The organism is Rhodococcus sovatensis (assembly GCF_037327425.1).
Taxonomy (GTDB): Bacteria; Actinomycetota; Actinomycetes; order Mycobacteriales; family Mycobacteriaceae; genus Rhodococcoides; species Rhodococcoides sovatense.
Genome location: NZ_CP147846.1, coordinates 2,142,932 through 2,163,454 on the forward strand (window position 1 = coordinate 2,142,932; position 20,523 = coordinate 2,163,454).

The following is a 20,523-nucleotide window of genomic DNA, read 5'->3' on the forward strand; positions in this document are numbered from 1 at the left end:
AATCCGTCAGACGGTGAAGCCGAGCGCCCTGAGCTGCTCGCGGCCGTCGTCGGTGATCTTGTCCGGGCCCCATGGCGGCAACCAGACCCAGTTGATCTTGAGGTCGGAGCACAGACCGCTGCGCACGAGGGCGCCACGAGCCTGATCCTCGATGACATCGGTGAGCGGGCAGGCCGCCGAGGTCAAGGTCATGTCGACTGTGACGACGTCCTCGTCGTCGATCTTGATGTCGTACACCAGGCCGAGATCGACGACATTGATGCCGAGTTCCGGATCGACGACGTCGCGCATCGCCTCTTCGAGGTCCTCGAGGACCTTGATCTCTTCGGCGGTGAGTGACACCGGCGCGGTCTCGGGTGTTCCTGTAACGGGTGTTTCGGTCATGCTTGCAGTCCTCTACGATCGTGCGGGTTCTTCGTGCAGAGCTTCTTCTATTCGAACAACTGCGTCCTTGAAAGCCATCCACCCGAGCAGTGCGCACTTGACGCGTGCCGGGTACTTCGAGACTCCGGCGAAGGCGATCCCGTCACCGATGACGTCCTCGTCCCCCTCGACGTTACCCCGGCTCCCGACCATCGCACTGAACGCTTCGACGATTTCGAGTGCTCTTTCTACCGAGTGCCCGACCACTTGGTCGGTGAGAACGGACGTGGCCGCTTGGCTGATGGAACATCCCTGGCCGTCGTAGGAGACGTCGGCGACGATGCCATCGGTGTCGATGTGAACACGCAGTGTCACTTCGTCGCCGCACGTCGGATTGACGTGATGGACCTCGGCACCGAACGGTTCACGGAGGCCGCGCCCGTGCGGATGTTTGTAGTGATCGAGGATCACTTCCTGGTACATCTGTTCCATTCGCATGTCAGGCCTCTCCTGTGCTGCGGGTCCCCCCGAAGAAGCGCTGTGCACGCCGAATCGCGTCGGCGAGAACCGCTACCTCGTCGACGGTGTTGTACAGCGCAAACGACGCGCGCGCGGTTGCTGCAACACCGAACCAGCGGTGCAGTGGCCACGCGCAGTGGTGTCCGACGCGTATCGCTACACCCTCGTCATCGAGGATCTGGCCGAGATCGTGGGCGTGGATACCGTCGACGACGAAGGACACGGCAGAACCGCGGTTCACGTTGTCGTTCGGTCCGATCACACGGAGCCCGTCGATTGCGTCGAATTCGGCGAGAGTTGCTGCCACGAGCGACTTCTCGTGCGCTGCGATGGCCTCGATGCCGATCTTGTCCAAGTACTGCACTGCAGCGCCAAGCCCGACGACCTGCGACGTCATCGGCACTCCTGCCTCGAATCGTTGAGGCGGCGGCGCGTACGTCGTCTTTTCCATGGTGACGGTCTCGATCATCGACCCGCCGGTGATGAACGGAGGCATCGCATCGAGCAGCGCAGCCTTGCCGTACAGCACACCGACGCCCGACGGTCCGAGCATCTTGTGACCGGAGAACGCAGCGTAGTCGACATCGAGAGCGTGGAAGTCGACAGCCATGTGCGGAACCGACTGGCAGGCGTCGAGGACAACCAACGCACCCACCGCACGCGCACGACGCACGAGTTCCTCGACAGGTGCCACGGCGCCGGTGACGTTCGACTGATGAGTGAATGCGACAACCTTCACCGCGTCCGTCAACTCGAGCGAGTCGAGGTCGATCCGCCCGTCCTCGGTGACGCCGTACCAGCGCAGGGTCGCCCCGGTACGCCGAGCAAGTTCTTGCCAGGGAACCAGATTCGCGTGATGCTCCAGCTCGGTGATCACGATCTCATCACCGGGCCCGACATGACGGTCGAAGCGATCGTCTCCGAGAACGTAGGCGATCAGGTTCAGCGACTCGGTCGCATTCTTGGTGAACACCAACTCGTCGATATGTGCACCGACGAACGATCCGATGAGCGCGCGAGCGCCCTCGTACGCGTCGGTGGCTTCCTCCGCGAGTTGATGCGCACCGCGGTGGACAGCGGCGTTGCACGTCAGAAGAAACTCACGTTCGGCGTCCAACACCTGCACCGGACGCTGACACGTTGCACCCGAATCGAGGTACACCAGCGGTTTGTCATCGCGTACTGTCCGAGCCAGAATCGGAAAATCCGCTCGGACCGACGAGACGTCGAATGCACTCTCGTGCAGGGCTGCTGGCGCAGGGCTGGCCATGGTCACGCTCCGGTCGTTGCAGCCTGCGTGAATCCGGCGTAGCCATTCGACTCGAGCTCGTCGGCGAGCTCTGCTCCGCCGGATTGAACGATCTTGCCGCCGACGAAGACGTGTACGAAGTCCGGCTTGATGTAGCGCAGGATTCGCGTGTAGTGCGTGATCAGCAGAACTCCGCCGTCCTCACGCTCCTTGTATGCGTTGACTCCCTCGGACACCACGCGGAGCGCATCGACGTCGAGCCCTGAATCGGTCTCGTCGAGGATGGCAATCTTGGGCTTGAGCAGACCGAGCTGAAGGATCTCGTGGCGCTTCTTCTCTCCACCGGAGAACCCTTCGTTGACGCTACGGTCGGCGAACTCGTCCTTGATCTCCAGCTCGCCCATCGCGTTCTTCACTTCTTTGACCCACAGGCGAAGCTTCGGAGCGTCTCCACGCACCGCAGTGGCGGCCGTGCGGAGGAAGTTGGACATCGACACGCCGGGCACCTCGACGGGATACTGCATCGCGAGGAACAAGCCTGCGCGAGCGCGCTCGTCGACACTCATGTCGAGAACGTTCTCGCCGTCGAGGGTGATGGTCCCCGAGGTGATGGTGTACTTAGGGTGTCCAGCGATCGCATAGGACAACGTGGACTTGCCGGATCCATTGGGACCCATGATGGCGTGGGTTTCGCCGGACTTGACCGTCAGGTCGACTCCCTTGAGGATGTCGATCGGATCTGCGGTGGCGTCAGAGTTTGCGACACTGACGTGCAAGTCGCGGATTTCAAGCGTGGACATGACGTTTCCTTACGAAGTTCGTGTGTATGACTAGGCGCCGGTGATGGCGAGTTCGGTCTCGATGGCGGCGTCGAGTCGCTCGCGTACCGCGGCCACCGGAATCCGGTCGATGATCTCGTGGAAGAACCCGCGCACGATCAAACGGCGAGCCGCTTCTTCGGAAATTCCGCGAGCGCGTAGGTAGAACAACTGCTCGTCGTCGAATCGGCCGGTGGCACTTGCGTGTCCGGCACCGAGGATCTCACCCGTTTCGATCTCGAGGTTCGGCACGGAGTCCGCGCGTGCGCCGTCGGTGAGGACGAGATTGCGATTGAACTCGAACGTGCTGGTGTCCTCGGCTTCCGCGCGAATGAGCACGTCCCCGATCCACACGGTGTGTGCGTCGACCTTTCCCGGTCCGGTCTCACCCTGAAGTGCGCCCTTGTAGAGCACGTTCGACTTGCACTTGGGAGCCGTGTGGTCCACCAGCAGCCGCTGTTCGAGGTGCTGACCGGCATCCGCGAAGTACAGACCGAAGAGCTCGGCGTCGCCGCCCGGAGCGTCGTAGTGCACCGTCGGACTGACGCGAACCAGGTCGCCGCCGAGGCTGACGTTGAAGTGGCGGAGCACCGAGTCGCGACCGAGGCGAGCATGATGCGCACCCACGTGCACAGCATCGGTCTCCCAGTCCTGAATCAGCACGACTGTCAGGTGTGCACTGTCGTCGACGACGAACTCGATGTTCTCGGCGTACGTACCGCTACCGATCTGATCGATCACCACGGTCGCTTTCGCGAACTTCTCGAGTCGAATCTGCAGGTGCCCGTACGCGACTGCATCGACGCCGGGTCCGGTGACCGTGATGTCGACGGGCCCGTCCACCTCGACCTCCGACGCAACAGTCACTACGGTCGCCTCGGCGAACGCCGAATACGCCTGGGCTGCGACGCGGTCGGCGGGGACACCGGCGACGCCGAGACGCTTGTCGTCACGACCGACCTTCTCGATCGTCACACCCTGGGGTGCGGACACCGCGATATCGGCGGCCGAGCTGGCCGACGCGGATCCATCGTGAAGACCACGCAGCCGCCGCAGCGGTGTGAAGCGCCACAGCTCATCGCGACCGGACGGAATTTCGAAGGCGTCGACGTCGTAGGAGGTGAACTGAGCACCCTTGTTGGCGACGAGCTTCGACTTGTCTTCCCTGCCCGAGGTCGGATTCTCGCCAGTGACGGCGCCGATCACGCCGTCGAGTGGAACTCCTGTATGAGAATTACTCACTTATCCGACCGACCCTTCCATCTGAAGCTCGATGAGCCGGTTGAGCTCGAGCGCGTATTCCATCGGAAGCTCGCGAGCGATCGGTTCGACGAAACCTCGCACGACCATCGCCATCGCTTCGTCCTCGGTCAGACCACGGCTCATCAGGTAGAACAGCTGATCATCGCTGACCTTGGACACGGTTGCCTCGTGCCCCATCGAGACATCGTCCTCGCGGATATCCACGTACGGGTAGGTGTCCGAACGCGAGATCGTGTCGACGAGGAGCGCGTCGCACTTCACTGTCGAGCGTGAACCATATGCACCCTTGTTGATCTGGATCAGGCCGCGGTACGACGTGCGGCCTCCGCCACGCGCCACCGACTTGCTCACGATGTTCGACGAGGTGTGCGGCGCCAGGTGCAGCATCTTGGAACCGGTGTCCTGGTGCTGATCCGGGCCGGCAAACGCGACGGAGAGAACCTCGCCCTTCGCGTACTCGCCGGTCATCCATACAGCCGGGTACTTCATGGTGACCTTGGACCCGATGTTGCCGTCGATCCACTCCATCGTGGCGCCGGCCTCGGCCTTGGCTCGCTTGGTGACCAGGTTGTACACGTTGTTCGACCAGTTCTGGATGGTCGTGTAGCGGCACCGACCACCCTTCTTCACGATGATCTCCACAACTGCGGAGTGCAGCGAGTCCGACTTGTAGATCGGTGCGGTGCAACCCTCGACGTAGTGCACGTATGCACCTTCGTCGACGATGATCAGCGTGCGCTCGAACTGACCCATGTTCTCGGTATTGATCCGGAAATACGCCTGCAGCGGGATGTCGACGTGCACACCCGGCGGCACGTAGATGAACGAGCCACCCGACCACACGGCTGTGTTCAACGCGGAGAACTTGTTGTCGCCGGCAGGAATAACCGTGCCGAAGTACTCGCGGAACAGCTCGGGCTGCTCCTTGAGCGCGGTGTCGGTGTCGAGGAACAGGACGCCCTGCGCTTCGAGATCCTCACGAATCGAGTGGTAGACCACCTCGGACTCGTACTGAGCTGCGACGCCGGAGACCAGGCGCTGCTTCTCCGCCTCGGGGATGCCGAGCTTGTCGTACGTATTCTTGATGTCCTCCGGCAGGTCGTCCCACGTCGCGGCCTGCTTTTCACTGGAGCGAACGAAGTACTTGATGTTGTCGAAGTCGATTCCGTCGAGGTTGGAACCCCAGTTCGGCATCGGCTTGCGGTCGAAGGTCTTCAGCGCCTTGAGCCGAGCCTCCAACATCCACTCGGGCTCGCTCTTCTTGGAGGAGATGTCCCGCACGACTGCTTCCGACAGGCCGCGCTTCGCGCTTTCACCGGCGGCGTCCGAGTCGGACCAACCGTAGCCGTAGGTGCCGAGCGAGGCGATGGTCTCGTCCTGCGTCATCGGCACTGCGGGGGTCATCGGTGCTGCTGGTGCCACCTGATCTGGTGTGACGGTCATGCGAGCTCCTTCCGGAGGCTTGTGCGTTCTCCGGCGCGGGGCTGCGCACCGGACATTGTGGAGGGGGTGGATCGTCTTGTCGGCATGTTGAGGGGTACGTGAGTTGTGCACGCGCAGTCACCGTTCGCGATGGTCGCAAGGCGTTGCACGTGGGTGCCGAGCAACTCGGTGAACGCCGCACGCTCCGCGTCGCAGAGCTCGGGAAATTCTGCGGCGACGTGTGACACCGGGCAGTGGTGTTGGCAAATCTGGACACCGTTGCCCACGACCCGCGTCGATGCGGCGAACCCAGCAGCGGTGAATGCGTCCGCAATGCGGTCGGCGGCTTCCTCGACGTCGGCGGGGCGGTCACCGTCCACTGGTTCGACGTCAGCCACGATGGCATCGACCCGCTGACGTGCGAAGGTCTCGATTGCAGCGTCACCACCGATCTTGCGAAGCTGACGCATCGCGGCACCGGCAAGGTCGTCGTACGTGTGGCCGAGCTTGTTGCGCCCTACGGCGGTCAGCTGGAAGTGCTTGGCGGGGCGGCCACGGCCGCGCTGACGGAGTGCGCGCACCGGCGCGATACGTGCTTCACCGTTGTCGATGAGAGCTTCGAGGTGGCGGCGAACGCCTGCTGCGCTCAAGCCGAGCCGATTACCGATATCCGATGCGGTGATCGGACCCTCTTCGAGAAGCAGCGTCACGACGGCGGAACGAGTGTGTCCTTCCTGACCCGCGGTACCCTGACCAGCGGCAGAAGAACTCAGCACAGCCTCGACTTCCGACGGAGGAGTCGTGCCGTCATCGACACTTCCATCCGCACGCGTAGAGCTCGTTGCTGTTTTCACAACACCAGTGTGACGGAATTGTGGACACCGGTCCAGCAAGGGTGCCCTTCTTCACCCGATGGCAGGACCAGGGAATACTTCGCGCTCGTGGGGAGTTGAACATCTCCTCGAGCCCGCCATCGCGAATGGCCGTCAGAGGTTCGAAGTGGTCACGGCTACGCTGCCAACGTGCCACCGACCGCAGACGAGCAGAACTCCAACGAGACTCGGCCGGACGCAGAACCGCCGTTTCGCGCGCGCGTCACCCACGCCGTCAGGCGGGTCGTCGGCCTCGATGCGAACCAACCCTCCTCGAGTGTTTCGGTACTTCACGGCGACGAGGCCGAAGCGCCCGGCCTGAACGAAGCCGAGACCGGGCAACTGCGAGGAATCCGACGTTTCGGGGCCGCCGGAGCGATCATGATGTCTCTCGGTGCGCTCGGAGCAGGCGCACAGCCGGTGCTTCAGAACCCCGTCGTCGGTATTCGGATACTCAGCCTGCCCTCTCGGATGGCGACCACCGCACTGACCGTGACGATGATCGGCACGGTGATGGTAGTGCTGGCCTGGCTGCTGCTCGGCAGATTCGCAGTCGGTCGGCTCCGCGACGGCAACGTGCCCCGACGGCTGACGCGCTCTCAGCTGGACCGGACGCTCCTCTTGTGGATTCTGCCGCTGTGTGTTGCGCCCCCGATGTTCAGCCGCGACGTCTACTCGTATCTCGCGCAGAGCGAGATCACCGCACGCGGACTCGATCCCTATGCGATCGGCCCCGCTGGGGCCCTAGGCGTCGACAACGTCCTCACTCGTACGGTGCCGAACATCTGGCGCGACACGCCGGCCCCCTACGGCCCGCTATTTCTCTGGATGGGTCGAGGAATCACCTGGTTGACCGGTGAGAACATCGTCGCCGGCATCTTCTTTCATCGCCTGCTCGCCCTGGCCGGCGTCGCACTGATCGTGTGGGCGCTTCCCCGCCTTGCACGTCGATGTGGTGTCGCCTCGGTCAGCGCGCTGTGGCTCGGCGCCGCCAACCCCCTCCTTCTTTTTCACCTTGTGGCGGGCATCCACAACGAGGCATTGATGATCGGCCTGATGCTGGCGGGTACCGAGTTGGGTCTGCGTGCGATCGGATCCGCGAAGGCGCTGCACGGAAAACCACTGCTGCTCCTGATAGCCGGTGCCGGTCTCATAGCGTTGTCGTCGACGGTGAAGATTCCGTCGTTGCTCGCACTCGGTTTCGTCGGAATGGCACTTGCCAAGAGATGGGGCGGAACGCCGCGGGCGGTTCTGTCGTCTGCGGCACTTCTCGGGGCCGTCAGCATCGTCATCATCGGCGGGGTCAGCGTCGTCAGCGGGTTGGGCTTCGGGTGGATAAACACGCTCGGAACGGCGGGCGTCGTGCGGAGCTGGATGTCGATACCGACGATCCTCGGTCTCGGTACCGGGTTCGCAGGGGTTCTTCTCGGGCTGGGAGACCATACGACCGCTGTGCTCGGACTCACTCGTCCGATCGCCGCCGTCGTCGCCGGGTTCGTCGCGTTGCGCATGCTGGTTGCGGTGCTGAAGGGAAGACTGCATCCGGTCGGCGCTCTCGGGGTGACTTTGGGCGCGGTGGTCCTGCTGTTCCCGGTGGTCCAGCCTTGGTATCTGCTGTGGGCAGTCACGCCGCTCGCGGCGTGGGCGACGACGCGTGCATTCCGCGGACCCGCAATCGTCTTCTCCTCGATCGTGAGTGTCATCCTGATGCCGAACGGGAGCGAATACCAGCCGTTCCAGATCGTTCAAGCTGCGGTGATGACCATCTTGACCATTGGAATTCTGTTTCTGCTCACCCGCTCACGTCTGCCGTGGCGCGGCACGACCGGACCACCGGTGCCGGGCCGAGCGGGCGAGGAATACGCTGGTTCCTCGTGATCGCCGGTGCGCAGAGAAGAAGCGGTGCGTCGACGTCGACCCAGCCCGCAGTGCAGTTGACCGACGTACGAAAGACGTACGACGGCGTGCCGGCAGTCGACGGGCTCCGACTCGAGGTCGGTCAAGCGCAGGTACTTGCACTGCTCGGTCCCAACGGCGCAGGCAAGACCACGACCGTGGAGATGTGCGAAGGGTTCGTCACTCCGGACTCGGGCACGGTCCGGGTACTGGGTCTCGATCCCATCGCCCAATCCGCTCAGCTTCGCCCGCGCATCGGCGTCATGTTGCAAGGCGGTGGTGCGTATCCGGGCGCGAAAGCCGGGGAAATGCTCCGACTCGTCGCGTCGTACTCGGCCGACCCGCTCGATCCCGATTGGCTTCTCGACTGTCTCGGCTTGGAGCACGCAGTCAAGACCCCATACCGACGCCTGTCCGGTGGGCAGCAGCAACGACTGGCACTGGCCTGCGCGATCGTCGGCCGACCTGAACTGGTCTTCCTCGACGAGCCGACCGCAGGGCTCGACGCGCAGGCACGGCTGCTTGTCTGGGAGTTGATCGACGCACTTCGCCGTGACGGTGTCAGCGTCCTCATCACCACACACCTAATGGACGAGGCAGAGCAACTCGCCGACGAACTGGTCATCATCGATCACGGCAAGATCGTTGCCTCCGGGACAGCGTCCGAGCTGACCAAACAAGGCGCCGAAGGTCGGTTGCGATTCAGCGCCCCTCCGCGCCTCGAGCTGTCTCTGCTCGATGCGGCTCTCCCTGCGGGGTACCACCCGATCGAAGAGACTCCAGGGTCGTATGTGATCGAGGGAGTCATCGAGCCGCCGATCCTGGTCACCGTCACGTCGTGGTGCGCCGAACAAGACGTACTGGCAACCGAACTCCAGGTCGACCAACGGCGCCTGGAAGACGTATTTCTGGAACTGACCGGCAGGGAGCTGAGACGATGACGGCGCGCAGGGATGTCCGGGTGGCCGACAATCGCTTCGAAGTCGGACTTTTCACCCCGAAGCCGCAGCCCAGTTCGCCGATGGTCATGTTGACGGCGCAGTCTTTCCTCGAATTGAAGCTGTTGCTCCGCAACGGTGAACAACTCCTTCTCACCATGTTCATACCGATCACCCTCCTGGTCGGGCTGACGCTGCTACCGCTGGGCGCGATGGGCACCGAACCGGTGAACCAGGTCGTTCCGGCCGTGATGATGGTGGCCGTCATGTCGACGGCCTTCACCGGTCAGGCCATTGCAGTCGGATTCGACCGCCGCTACGGTGCGCTCAAACGTCTGGGTGCGACGCCGCTACCAAAGTGGGGAATCATCGGGGGCAAGGCAGCCGCCGTACTGCTGGTCGTCGTGTTGCAGTCGGTCGTGCTGGGGTCGATCGGCCTTGCACTCGGCTGGCGCCCCGCCGCGGCTGGGCTACTTCTGGGTGCAGTGGTGATCGCACTCGGGACCGTGACGTTCGCGACAATGGGCCTGCTGCTCGGCGGCACTCTGCGGGCCGAGATCGTTCTCGCGCTCGCGAATATCCTCTGGTTCGTCATGCTGGGGATCGGCTCGCTCGTCGTGCTAGCCGAGGACCTACCCTCCGCACTACACACCATTGCTCGCCTTGTGCCGTCCGGCGCCCTGGCCGAAGCGCTCGGGCAAGCCGTGACCGGCTCGCTCGACTGGTTCGGGATCGCTGTCCTCACCGGGTGGGCGCTTCTGTGCGGCTGGCTCGCGGTCCGCACGTTCCGGTTCACCTGAACAGGCAGACGGGGTCAACGACAGCGTGTAGTTGATCGCCGTTTACCATCGTCACGTGCTGTATCGAGTGTTCCTGCGTCTAGTCGACCGATTGCCACTGCCGTCGTTGCGGATGCAGAAGATCCTGGCGATCATCGTGATCCTCACCCAGGGCGGGATAGCCGTGACCGGAGCGATCGTTCGGGTCACCGCGTCCGGTCTCGGGTGCCCGACGTGGCCGCAGTGCTTTCCAGGCAGCTTCACACCCGTCGGTGTCTCCGAAGTTCCGGTCCTGCACCAAGCCGTCGAATTCGGAAATCGGCTGCTCACGTTCGTCGTGGTACTCGCGGCCGCCGCGGTCGTGCTCGCGGTCACTCGCGCCCGCCGTCGCCGCGGGGTCCTCGTTTTTGCGTGGCTGATGCCCCTCGGCACCGTCGTACAAGCCATTCTCGGTGGAGTCACTGTGCTCACCGGCCTACTGTGGTGGACCGTTGCGATCCACTTCGTCGCATCGATGGCGATGGTGTGGTTGGCGACATTGCTGTACTTCAAGATCTGTGAACGCGATTCCGACTTGCTGGTGACCAAGACGGTTCCCGAACCTCTGCGACTTCTCACCGGGCTGTCGGGAATACTGCTCGCCGGTGTTCTCATCGCAGGCACGATGGTGACCGGGGCCGGCCCGCATGCCGGAGACAAGAGCATCGATGAACCGGTCCCCCGCTTCCAGGTGGAGGTCGTGACGCTAGTCCACCTGCACTCACAACTCTTGGTGGGATATCTCGCGTTGCTGATCGGCCTCGGATTTGCGCTCTACGCCGTCAAGGCTCCGGAAATAGTCAAGAGACGCTTGAAGATCGTCGTCGCAATTGTTCTCGCGCAGTCGCTCGTCGGCATCGTTCAGTACTTGACCGACGTGCCCGCCGCGCTGGTCGCGGTGCACGTTGCGGGAGCCGGAGCGTGCACCGCCGCAACGGCAGCCGTGTGGGCCGCATGCCGAGTGCGAACGCCATCGGTCGAGCCGAGCAGAGCGTGAAAGAGGAGAGGTAGCCGGTCTCCCCCTCAGACGACCGACTACCTCTCCATATGTTTCGACGCAACAAGCCGTCCAACGGTTCCCTGAAGTGCCGAACTATTTTTTTCCTCGAGCTCTATTCCATCGCAGCATTGCGCGCTTTGGGGAATCGCGTCTGTCGAGCAACCCACCCAGCCATCTTGCGGTAGTGCCCGGGAGCAGGGTTCACCGAGCTGACAAGCTCGCGATCCCATTCCGACTCGGTAAGTCCCCCAACCGCGTCGACGAGTGCGTGGGCAATGTCGTTGTTCTCCACGACCTGATCACCGAGAACGCCATCGGCGCCGACGAGAGTCACCCGTGTGCCCACACGGCCGATCGGCTGGATGACCACGTTCCCGGTGCCACCGTGTTCGCCGACGAATGCCTTGATCGCGGACAATGCATGGGGCGGAACCTTCACCGCGGTGTCGGTGCCCGCGTCCGTGTCCGATGTCGTGTTCTCTGCTTCGGTCGCCATACCTGGGAAGGATACCCGCCGGTAACTTCATCCGCGCCGCTACCCGCATTTGTCGCCCGTGTAGAACGGGAGCATGCGCGCAGTGGAGATTCGCGAACCCGGTGGCCCCGAGGTGATGACTACGGTCGACCTTCCAGAGCCGGTCCCCGGGCCAGGAGAACTGCTCGTCCGGGTCGAGGCGGCAGGAGTCAACTTCATCGACACGTACTTCCGCAGTGGGTTGTACAGCCGTGAACTTCCCTATGTGCCGGGTGACGAGGGATGCGGCGTCGTAGAGCATGTCGGCGCCGAGGTGAGTGAGTTCTTCGTCGGCCAGCGCGTCGCCTGGGCGAGCGCCCCCGGCAGCTATGCCGAGCAAGTCCTGGTCCCCGCGCGCGGCGCCGTGGCAGTGCCTGAATGTGTGCCTGCCGATCAGGCCGCGTCGACGCTGCTCCAGGGCATGACTGCGCACTATTTGATCCGGTCGACCTACCCGGCGCGGTCCGGTGAGACCGTCCTCGTCCATGCCGGCGCAGGTGGCGTCGGGCTGATCTTGACCCAGCTTGCGGTCGCTCGGGGTGTCCGGGTCGTCAGCACCGTATCCACGGACGAGAAGGAACAACTCTCGCGCACCGCAGGCGCATTCGATGTAGTGCGGTACGACGACGACATCGCCGCACGGGTCCGCGAACTCACCCACGGGGAGGGTGTCCACGCCGTTTACGACGGTGTCGGCGCTGCGACTTTCGAGCAAAGCCTGGCGTCGTTGCGCATCCGCGGAACACTTGCGCTGTTCGGTGCTGCGAGTGGTCCAGTGCCGCCGTTCGACCCGCAGCGACTCAACCCGGCAGGTTCACTCTTCCTGACGCGCCCTACACTTGCCCACTACGTTCGTGACCGCAGTGAACTGGAATGGCGTGCGGGTGAGGTGTTCAAGGCGGTATCCGACGGCACTCTCGACATCCGAGTCGGCGCACGCTATCCGCTGGCGAATGCCGCTGCTGCGCACGAAGACCTCGAAGCGCGTCGTACGACAGGGTCCATCGTGCTGATCCCCTGATCCTCGAGTACGCGCCTCAGGTCAACAGCTGGGCGAGAGTGTCCCAACCTAGGACGGAATCGACTGCAAGACCGCAGAACACCAGCGCCAGGTATTCGTTGGACAGAATGAAGAGCTTGAGAGGTTTGACCGGGGTCCCGGCCCGCACCCCTGCATAGAGTCGATGCGCTACTACGAGGAACCAGATCCCCGACGCCAGTGCCACGACGGCGTAGATCACACCCGACCCGGGAGCCAGCGCAAGAGTCGCGGCGACAGTGGCCCATGCATACACCACGATGTGCTTGGTGACCTTGGTCTCCGACGCCACCGCAGGCAGCATCGGCACATTCGCCGCCTGGTAGTCCTCCTTGTACCGAAGCATGAGAGCCCAGGTATGAGGTGGGGTCCACAGGAAGATGACCATGAACATCACCACGGCCTGCCAGCCGATCGTTCCGGTCACTGCAGACCAGCCGATCATCACGGGCATACAGCCGGCCGCACCACCCCACACCACGTTCTGCGACGTCCGACGCTTGAGAACGAGTGTGTATACGAAGATGTAGAAGCAGATGGTGACGACAGCGAGGATTCCACTGAGCAGGTTCGTGGTGGCCCACAGCCAGAAGAACGACACGATCCCGAGCGTCACACCGAACACGAACGCGTGTGAGACCGGCATCGCACCGCGCGCGAGCGGTCGTTTCGCGGTACGAGCCATGACCTTGTCGATGTCTGCGTCCGCAACCATATTGAGGCAGTTCGCACTTGCTGCAGCAAGCATGCCGCCGAACAGCGTCGTCAGAATGAGGCCCGGCTGCACCTGGCCGCGATCGGCCAACAGCATCGCCGGGATGGTTGTGACGAGCAGAAGTTCGATGACTCGCGGCTTGGTCAAGGCAATATAGGCCATGACCAGGGCAAGCGCCCGGCGCGGCGCCGACTTCACGGGAGCACCATCGTCGCCGAAGTCCTCGAGCTCGTGGTCGTCGGGATGACCAGGGCCGCCTGCGAATCCGTGGCCGCCCGGCTGCTGCCCAATTCGCACTACGTCTCCTTGCACGGGCTCGAAACACACATGATCGTCAGCGCGCACATCTCCACCGATCATCGGTGCGGCGCGCACTACTACAGGCGATGGTAGACGTCGAGTACCCCGTCTCCAATTCTCAGGGCACCCAAAGTGCGTTGCAGCCGTCCAATGGGGGGAAGGCACGACAGCGGGCGCGGACGGAACTAGGCTGGTAGCGGACGCGAAAGATCCACATCGCGATCGGTCGCGTTACGGCCTCACTCGTACCAATGTCAGGAGATCTCTGCTCGTGTCGATCACAGACGATATTGACGTCCTCACCACGGCGCACCACCCCAGCGACTGGACGGACCTGGACACCAGGGCGGTCGACACCGTCAGAGTCCTCGCGGCGGATGCGGTACAGAAGGTCGGCAACGGTCACCCCGGCACCGCAATGAGCCTGGCGCCGCTCGCCTACACGCTCTTTCAGCGCACGATGCGTCACGATCCGACCGACACCACCTGGATCGGTCGCGACCGATTCGTTCTCTCGTGCGGTCACTCGAGCCTGACCCTCTACCTGCAGCTGTACTTGGGCGGCTTCGGTCTCGAATTGATCGACATCGAGTCGTTGCGCACCTACAAGTCGAAGACTCCCGGCCACCCAGAATTCCGCCACACCGACGGCGTCGAGATCACCACCGGCCCTCTCGGCCAGGGATTGGCCTCGGCAGTCGGTATGGCGATGGCATCGCGACGTGAGCGTGGACTGTTCGATCCCGAGCCCGCCCTCGGAGACAGCCCGTTCGACCACTTCATCTACGTCATCGCTTCCGACGGGGACATCGAGGAGGGCATCACCTCCGAGGCCTCGTCGCTGGCCGGAACGCAGCAGCTCGGCAACCTGATCCTGTTCTACGACGACAACAAGATCTCGATCGAACACTCGACCGACATCGCACTGTCGGAGAACACGGCCGCGCGCTACGAGGCGTACGGCTGGCACGTTCAGGTAGTGGAAGGCGGCGAGAACGTCACTGCGATCGAGGAAGCCATCGAGGCGGCCAAGGCCGTCACCGACAAGCCGTCGATCATCGTTCTGCGCACCATCATCGGTTTCCCCGCACCGACCATGATGAACACCGGTGCAGTGCACGGCGCTGCACTCGGCGACGAGGAAATCGAGAAGGTCAAGAAGGCCCTCGGTTTCGACCCGGAGAAGAAGTTCGAGGTCACCGACGAGGTCATCGCGCACACCCGTGCGCTCACCGAACGCGGACGCAAGGCGCACGCCGAGTGGAACACCGAATTCGACGCCTGGGCCGTACGCGAGCCCGAGCGCAAGCAGCTTCTCGACCGACTGACGGCCGGAGACCTCCCCGAGGGCTGGACCGACGTCCTCCCTACCTGGGAACCGGGCAGCAAAGCCATCGCAACCCGCGCGGCGTCCGGCGAGGTCCTCAATGCCGTGGGACCGGTCCTACCCGAGCTGTGGGGCGGATCCGCCGACCTTGCCGGTAGCAACAACACCACGATCAAGGGAGCGAAGTCGTTCGGTCCCACGTCGATCTCGACAGACGACTGGGATGCCGAGCCCTACGGTCGCACGCTGCACTTCGGCATTCGCGAGCACGCAATGGGCGCAATTCTGTCCGGCATCGTCATGCACGGACCGACCCGCGCCTACGGCGGCACGTTCATGCAGTTCAGCGACTACATGCGTCCGGCAGTCCGGTTGGCGTCGTTGATGGACATCGATCCCATCTACGTCTGGACTCACGACTCCATCGGACTCGGTGAAGACGGTCCGACGCATCAGCCGGTCGAGCACCTCGCCGCGCTGCGCGCCATCCCAAACCTGTCGGTGGTTCGCCCAGGTGACGCAAACGAGACTGCCTACGCGTGGCAGGCGGTTCTCGCGCGATCCAGCAGCAGCGGTCCTGTCGGTTTGGCTCTGACGCGTCAGGGCATCCCCATTCTTGAGGGAACGAGCTACGAGGGTGTATCGAAGGGCGGCTACATCCTCTCCGAGTCCTCCAAGGCAGCACCCGACGTCGTGCTCATCGGCACCGGGTCCGAATTGCAGTACGCCGTCGAGGCGCAGAAGCAACTCGAAGCACAGGGAATTGCTGCGCGTGTCGTGTCGATGCCGTGCGTCGAATGGTTCGAAAGCCAGGATCAGAATTACCGCGACCAGGTCATCCCGCCGACCGTCAAGGCTCGTGTGTCGATCGAAGCCGGCATCGCGATGCCGTGGTGGAAGATCGTCGGCGGCTTCGGCGAGATCATCTCCCTCGAGCACTACGGCGAATCCGCGGACGCCAAGACGCTCTTCCGTGAGTTCGGATTCACTGCCGAGGCCGTGACCGCGGCCGCGCAGCGCTCGATCACCAATGTGAAGGGATAACCCCCAATGACTCAGAACAAGAACCTCGCAGATCTGTCCGCAGCAGGCGTATCCGTCTGGCTCGACGATCTCTCTCGCGACCGCATCTCGTCCGGCAACCTGCAGGAACTGATCGACACAAAGAGTGTCGTCGGTGTGACGACGAACCCGTCGATCTTCCAGGCAGCACTCAGCAAGGGTGATGCCTACAACGCACAGGTCAACGAGTTGGCCGAGCGCGGGGCCGACGTGGATGCCACGATCCGTACCGTCACGACCGACGACGTACGCAACGCCTGCGACATCTTCGCTCCGGTCTTCCAGTCGTCGGCGGGAGTCGACGGCCGGGTCTCGATCGAGGTCGACCCACGTTTGGCTCACGACACCGACAAGACGATCGCTCAGGCAATCGAGCTGTGGAAGATCGTCGACCGTCCCAACGTGCTGATCAAGATCCCGGCTACCGAGGCGGGCATCCCGGCGATCGCGAAGGTGATCGGCGAGGGCATCAGCGTCAACGTCACACTGATCTTCTCCGTGGAGCGCTACGAGGCCGTCATCGGCGCGTACCTGGATGGTCTCGAAGCTGCTCGGGCAGCCGGACACGACCTCGACAAGATCCACTCGGTTGCATCGTTCTTCGTCTCGCGTGTCGATACCGAAATCGACGCACGACTCGACAAGATCGGGACGCCCGACGCCGAAGCGCTCAAGGGCAAGGCTGCATTGGCCAATGCGCGGCTGGCGTACGTCGCGTACCAGCAGACGTTCGAGGTCGGGCCTCGCTTCCACGAGCTCGCCGGCTCCGGTGGGCGCCCACAGCGTCCGCTCTGGGCATCGACGGGTGTGAAGAATCCTGCGTACCCGGACACGCTGTATGTCACCGACCTGGTGTCCCCCAACACTGTCAACACCATGCCGGAAAAGACACTCGACGCCGTCGCCGACCACGGCGAGGTCACGGGCGACACCATCTCGGGCAAGGGCGTCGAGTCCCAGGAGGTCTTCGACAAGTTGTCGGCGATCGGCATCGACATCACCGACGTCTTCGTCACCCTCGAGAACGAAGGCGTCGAGAAGTTCGAGGCATCGTGGAACGAACTGCTGGAGGCCACTGGCGAGCAGCTTCGCCAAGCGAGCCAGAAGAGCTGATACGTGAGCGCCGCAGACTCGAACCTCAAGGATCATGCGGAGTGGCACAACCCGCTCCGTGACCCTCGTGACAAGCGTCTCCCTCGAATTGCCGGACCATGCAGCCTGGTAATTTTCGGTGTCACAGGCGATCTGGCACGAAAGAAGCTCATGCCTGCGGTGTACGACCTGGCGAACCGGGGGCTTCTGCCCCCCGGTTTCGCCCTGGTCGGTTTTGCCCGCCGGGACTGGGCAGATCAGGATTTCGCCAAGATCGTGCACGATTCGGTGCGGGATCACGCGCGCACCCCGTTCAGTGAAGAAGTCTGGGACACCCTCGCCGAGGGATTCCGATTCGTCCAGGGATCCTTCGACGACGACGCCGCCTTCGACACGCTCGCGTCGACGCTCGCCGAGCTGGACTCCACTCGCGGCACCGGCGGCAATCACGCCTTCTATCTATCCATTCCGCCTGGCGCGTTTCCTGTTGTGTTGGAGCAACTTTCGCGTTCCGGTCTAGCTCGGAGTGAAGACGACAAGTGGCGACGCGTGGTGATCGAGAAGCCGTTCGGCCATGACCTGGCGAGCGCCAAGGAACTCAACGCGGTGGTGAACCGTGTGTTTCCGGAAGACCGGGTGTTCCGCATCGACCACTACCTCGGCAAAGAGACCGTCCAGAACATTCTGGCGTTGCGGTTCGCCAATCAGCTCTTCGATCCGATCTGGAACGCTCACTACGTCGACCATGTGCAGATCACGATGGCCGAGGACATCGGATTGGGCGGTCGTGCAGGGTATTACGACGGCATCGGTGCCGCACGCGACGTCATCCAGAACCATCTGCTACAGCTTCTGGCGATCACGGCCATGGAAGAACCTGTCAGCTTCAGCCCGTCCGAGCTTCAGTCGGAGAAGATCAAGGTTCTGTCCGCCACCAAACTGGCCGAACCGTTGGATCAGACGTCAGCGCGTGGGCAGTACGCAGCGGGATGGCAGGGAAGCCAGAAGGTCAAGGGGCTCAAGGAGGAAGAGGGATTCGACGCCGAATCCAACACCGAGACCTACGCAGCCATCACACTCGAGGTGGACACTCGCCGCTGGGGCGGGGTGCCGTTCTACCTACGAACCGGCAAAGCCCTTGGGCGTCGTGTCACCGAGATCGCCATGGTCTTCAAACGCGCACCACACCTGCCGTTCGACGCCACGATGACCGAGGAACTAGGTCAGAACGCTCTCGTCATCCGGGTTCAGCCCGACGAGGGTGTCACCATGCGGTTCGGTTCCAAGGTGCCCGGCTCGAGCATGCAGGTGCGTGACGTCAGCATGGACTTCAGCTACGGACAAGCGTTCACCGAATCCTCACCCGAGGCGTACGAACGCTTGATTCTCGACGTCCTGCTCGGTGAACCATCACTGTTCCCGGTCAACGCCGAGGTCGAGCTGTCGTGGAAGATCCTCGACCCGATTCTCGAATTCTGGGCTTCGGGCGGTACCGCCGAACCTTATGAGGCCGGAACCTGGGGTCCGTCGTCGGGCGACGAAATGATGGAACGCACCGGACGAGAATGGAGAAGGCCGTGATTGTCGACATTCCCGCCACCACGACGGCCGAGGTCGGCAAACAGTTGGTCGAACTGCGCGAGTCGGGGGGCGCTGTCACCATCGGCCGGGTACTCACGCTCATCGTGGCCAGCCGAGACTCGGGCAAGGCTGAACGCGCCATCGCTGCGGCGAACGAGGCAAGTCGCGAACACCCCTGCCGGGTCATCGTCCTGACGCACGGTGACAGCTCCGCGGAGTCCAGTCTCGATGCGCAGATTCGAGTCGGCGGCGACGCCGGTGCATCCGAGGTTGTGGTGTTGCGCCTCAACGGCGAGCTGGCCAACCACGAACACAGTGTGGTGATTCCGTTTCTTCTGCCGGATACGCCGATCGTTGCGTGGTGGCCGGACGAGGCGCCCGAAATTCCAGCCAAGGATCCGTTGGGACGCCTGGCCATTCGTCGAATCACTGATGCGACGAACGCGCCCGACACCACTGCGGCGATCAAGAGTCGCCTGTCCAGCTACAACCACGGTGACACCGACCTCTCGTGGAGCCGAATCACTTATTGGCGTGGTCTTCTCGCGACTGCGCTCGATCAGGCTCCGCACGAGAAGGTGTTGTCCGCAACGGTATCCGGCCTCAGTGAGGAGCCAGCTCTCGACATCCTCGCCGGTTGGCTTGCAGCGAAGCTCGGAATCGAAGTCCATCGTCGAACCGGGGAGCTTCGGGTCGAGCTGCAGCGCGAAACCACGAGTATCTCGATCACTCGTCCGCAGACCGGCAAGACCGCGACGCTGCGTCGTACCGGTCAACCGGACGCGGAAGTAGCTCTGGCGCGGCGAGGGACGCGTGAATGCCTCGCCGAGGAGTTGCGTCGTCTCGACACCGACGAGATCTACGAGCTGGCTTTGAACGGACTGTCGAAAGTGAGTTATGAGTAAGACATCGGTTCTTCAGTTTCTGGACGCGCAGGCGTTGGTCGACGCCGCTCGATCTCGATTCGTAGAGGTTGTGACGTCGGCCCAGGCCGAGCGTGGTTCGGCGTCCGTCGTGCTCACGGGTGGTGGAACCGGGATCGCGCTGTTGGAAGCTCTTCGCGCGGACTCGGGAGCCATCGACTGGGGCAACGTCGACATCTTTTTCGGCGACGAACGCTTCCTGCCCTCGGGTGATCCCGAGCGCAACGAGGTTCAGGCGTCGGAGGCGTTGCTCGATCACGTCGGCGTGCACCCGGATCGTGTCTTTCGGATGGCCGCGTCCGACGGCCCGCACGGGAGTGATCCTGAGGTGGCCGCGGCGGCGTACGCACAGGTTCTCGGGTCACGTTCGAGCGGCGAGCACACTCCAGCGTTCGACATTCACCTCCTCGGAATGGGAGGCGAAGGCCACATCAATTCGCTGTTCCCACATACTGATGCAGTGCGTGAGCAGCACCGATATGTAGTCGCGGTCGAGGACTCCCCCAAGCCTCCTCCGGTTCGAATCACGTTGACGCTCCCTGCTGTCCGCCGGGCCCAACACGTGTGGTTGCTCGTGTCGGGGGCGAACAAGGCCGACGCCGTTGCATCAGCAGTGGGCGGAGCCGATTCGGACGACGTTCCGTCGGCCGGCGCGGTCGGGTCCGAATCGACTGTGTGGTTCCTGGACACCGCCGCTGCATCGAAGCTCGACAAGAAATAGCACGCCGCTAATTCGGTTCCGCTCCGTCGATATCTCTTCGCTGCTGTTCTGCGTCGTCACCCTCGCAGCGTTCTTCGTGCGCGGTGTTGGA

At 63.2% G+C, this 20,523-nt stretch carries 19 protein-coding genes; 10 read left to right on the forward strand and 9 right to left on the reverse strand.

From position 1 onward, the window contains the following. Positions 1–6: 6 nt before the first annotated feature. From WDS16_RS09920 to WDS16_RS09950, 7 genes are read right to left on the reverse strand one after another with little or no spacing between them, the layout of a single operon-like run. Positions 7–384 (reverse strand): metal-sulfur cluster assembly factor, encoded by a 378-nt coding sequence (locus WDS16_RS09920; protein ID WP_338892395.1) that lies wholly within the window; start codon positions 382–384, stop codon positions 7–9. Between the two features lie 12 nt (positions 385–396). Beyond that, positions 397–861 (reverse strand): Fe-S cluster assembly sulfur transfer protein SufU, encoded by a 465-nt coding sequence (gene sufU / locus WDS16_RS09925; RefSeq protein WP_338892397.1) that lies wholly within the window; start codon positions 859–861, stop codon positions 397–399. Position 862: 1 nt separating this feature from the next. After that, positions 863–2,152 (reverse strand): cysteine desulfurase, encoded by a 1,290-nt coding sequence (locus WDS16_RS09930; protein WP_338892399.1) that lies wholly within the window; start codon positions 2,150–2,152, stop codon positions 863–865. A 2-nt stretch (positions 2,153–2,154) separates the two neighbouring features. Then, the gene (gene sufC / locus WDS16_RS09935; protein WP_338892401.1) at positions 2,155–2,931 is read right to left on the reverse strand and encodes a Fe-S cluster assembly ATPase SufC; all 777 of its coding nucleotides are present in this window, start codon (positions 2,929–2,931) and stop codon (positions 2,155–2,157) included. 30 nt (positions 2,932–2,961) lie between these two features. After that, a complete protein-coding gene (gene sufD, locus WDS16_RS09940; protein ID WP_338892403.1) occupies positions 2,962–4,191 on the reverse strand; it encodes a Fe-S cluster assembly protein SufD in 1,230 nt (409 codons plus the stop codon). After that, on the reverse strand, positions 4,192–5,598 hold the full coding sequence (gene sufB / locus WDS16_RS09945; protein WP_422395823.1) for a Fe-S cluster assembly protein SufB: 1,407 nt from the start codon (positions 5,596–5,598) through the stop codon (positions 4,192–4,194). Positions 5,599–5,651: 53 nt separating this feature from the next. Further along, positions 5,652–6,488, reverse strand: coding sequence for a metalloregulator ArsR/SmtB family transcription factor (locus tag WDS16_RS09950; protein ID WP_338892406.1), 837 nt, complete (start codon positions 6,486–6,488; stop codon positions 5,652–5,654). A gap of 168 nt (positions 6,489–6,656) precedes the next feature. Between WDS16_RS09950 and mptB the strand changes: the two genes are divergently transcribed. Genes mptB through WDS16_RS09970 form a run of 4 tightly spaced genes read left to right on the forward strand, consistent with a single transcriptional unit; the run spans position 6,657 to position 11,155 of the window. Beyond that, complete coding sequence (gene mptB / locus WDS16_RS09955) at positions 6,657–8,384, forward strand: polyprenol phosphomannose-dependent alpha 1,6 mannosyltransferase MptB (RefSeq protein ID WP_338892408.1); 1,728 nt, start codon at positions 6,657–6,659, stop codon at positions 8,382–8,384. Then, on the forward strand, positions 8,381–9,343 hold the full coding sequence (locus WDS16_RS09960; protein WP_422395774.1) for an ABC transporter ATP-binding protein: 963 nt from the start codon (positions 8,381–8,383) through the stop codon (positions 9,341–9,343). The genes mptB and WDS16_RS09960 overlap by 4 nt, the downstream gene beginning before the upstream one ends. Further along, the gene (locus WDS16_RS09965; RefSeq protein ID WP_338892410.1) at positions 9,340–10,140 is read left to right on the forward strand and encodes an ABC transporter permease; all 801 of its coding nucleotides are present in this window, start codon (positions 9,340–9,342) and stop codon (positions 10,138–10,140) included. Before WDS16_RS09960 ends, WDS16_RS09965 begins: the two co-directional genes overlap by 4 nt. A gap of 55 nt (positions 10,141–10,195) precedes the next feature. Beyond that, positions 10,196–11,155 carry a heme A synthase gene (locus WDS16_RS09970; protein ID WP_338892412.1) on the forward strand — a complete coding sequence of 320 codons (960 nt, stop codon included), beginning with the start codon at positions 10,196–10,198 and terminating at the stop codon, positions 11,153–11,155. 115 nt (positions 11,156–11,270) lie between these two features. Here the strand turns inward: WDS16_RS09970 and WDS16_RS09975 are convergent, their stop codons facing one another. Next, positions 11,271–11,654, reverse strand: a complete 384-nt coding sequence (locus tag WDS16_RS09975; protein WP_338892414.1) for a hypothetical protein — start codon at positions 11,652–11,654, stop codon at positions 11,271–11,273. A gap of 73 nt (positions 11,655–11,727) precedes the next feature. On the opposite strand from WDS16_RS09975, the gene WDS16_RS09980 reads away from it, so the two are divergent. Continuing rightward, on the forward strand, positions 11,728–12,693 hold the full coding sequence (locus WDS16_RS09980) for a quinone oxidoreductase (protein ID WP_338892416.1): 966 nt from the start codon (positions 11,728–11,730) through the stop codon (positions 12,691–12,693). A gap of 16 nt (positions 12,694–12,709) precedes the next feature. On the opposite strand, the gene WDS16_RS09985 is transcribed toward WDS16_RS09980, so the two are convergent. Next, positions 12,710–13,723, reverse strand: coding sequence for a heme o synthase (locus WDS16_RS09985; protein WP_338892418.1), 1,014 nt, complete (start codon positions 13,721–13,723; stop codon positions 12,710–12,712). A gap of 274 nt (positions 13,724–13,997) precedes the next feature. Here WDS16_RS09985 and tkt point away from each other — a divergent pair, with 274 nt between their 5' ends. The 5 genes from tkt to pgl are packed head-to-tail and all read left to right on the forward strand — an operon-like array spanning position 13,998 to position 20,432. Beyond that, on the forward strand, positions 13,998–16,097 hold the full coding sequence (gene tkt / locus WDS16_RS09990; protein WP_338892420.1) for a transketolase: 2,100 nt from the start codon (positions 13,998–14,000) through the stop codon (positions 16,095–16,097). A 6-nt stretch (positions 16,098–16,103) separates the two neighbouring features. Next, a complete protein-coding gene (tal, locus tag WDS16_RS09995) occupies positions 16,104–17,228 on the forward strand; it encodes a transaldolase (RefSeq protein WP_338892421.1) in 1,125 nt (374 codons plus the stop codon). 3 nt (positions 17,229–17,231) lie between these two features. Next, positions 17,232–18,788 carry a glucose-6-phosphate dehydrogenase gene (zwf, locus tag WDS16_RS10000; RefSeq protein ID WP_338892422.1) on the forward strand — a complete coding sequence of 519 codons (1,557 nt, stop codon included), beginning with the start codon at positions 17,232–17,234 and terminating at the stop codon, positions 18,786–18,788. Continuing rightward, entirely contained in the window at positions 18,785–19,693 is a 909-nt protein-coding gene (opcA, locus tag WDS16_RS10005; RefSeq protein WP_338892423.1) for a glucose-6-phosphate dehydrogenase assembly protein OpcA, read from the forward strand. The genes zwf and opcA overlap by 4 nt, the downstream gene beginning before the upstream one ends. Beyond that, a complete protein-coding gene (gene pgl, locus WDS16_RS10010; RefSeq protein ID WP_338892425.1) occupies positions 19,686–20,432 on the forward strand; it encodes a 6-phosphogluconolactonase in 747 nt (248 codons plus the stop codon). The genes opcA and pgl overlap by 8 nt, the downstream gene beginning before the upstream one ends. Positions 20,433–20,523 lie beyond the last annotated feature (91 nt).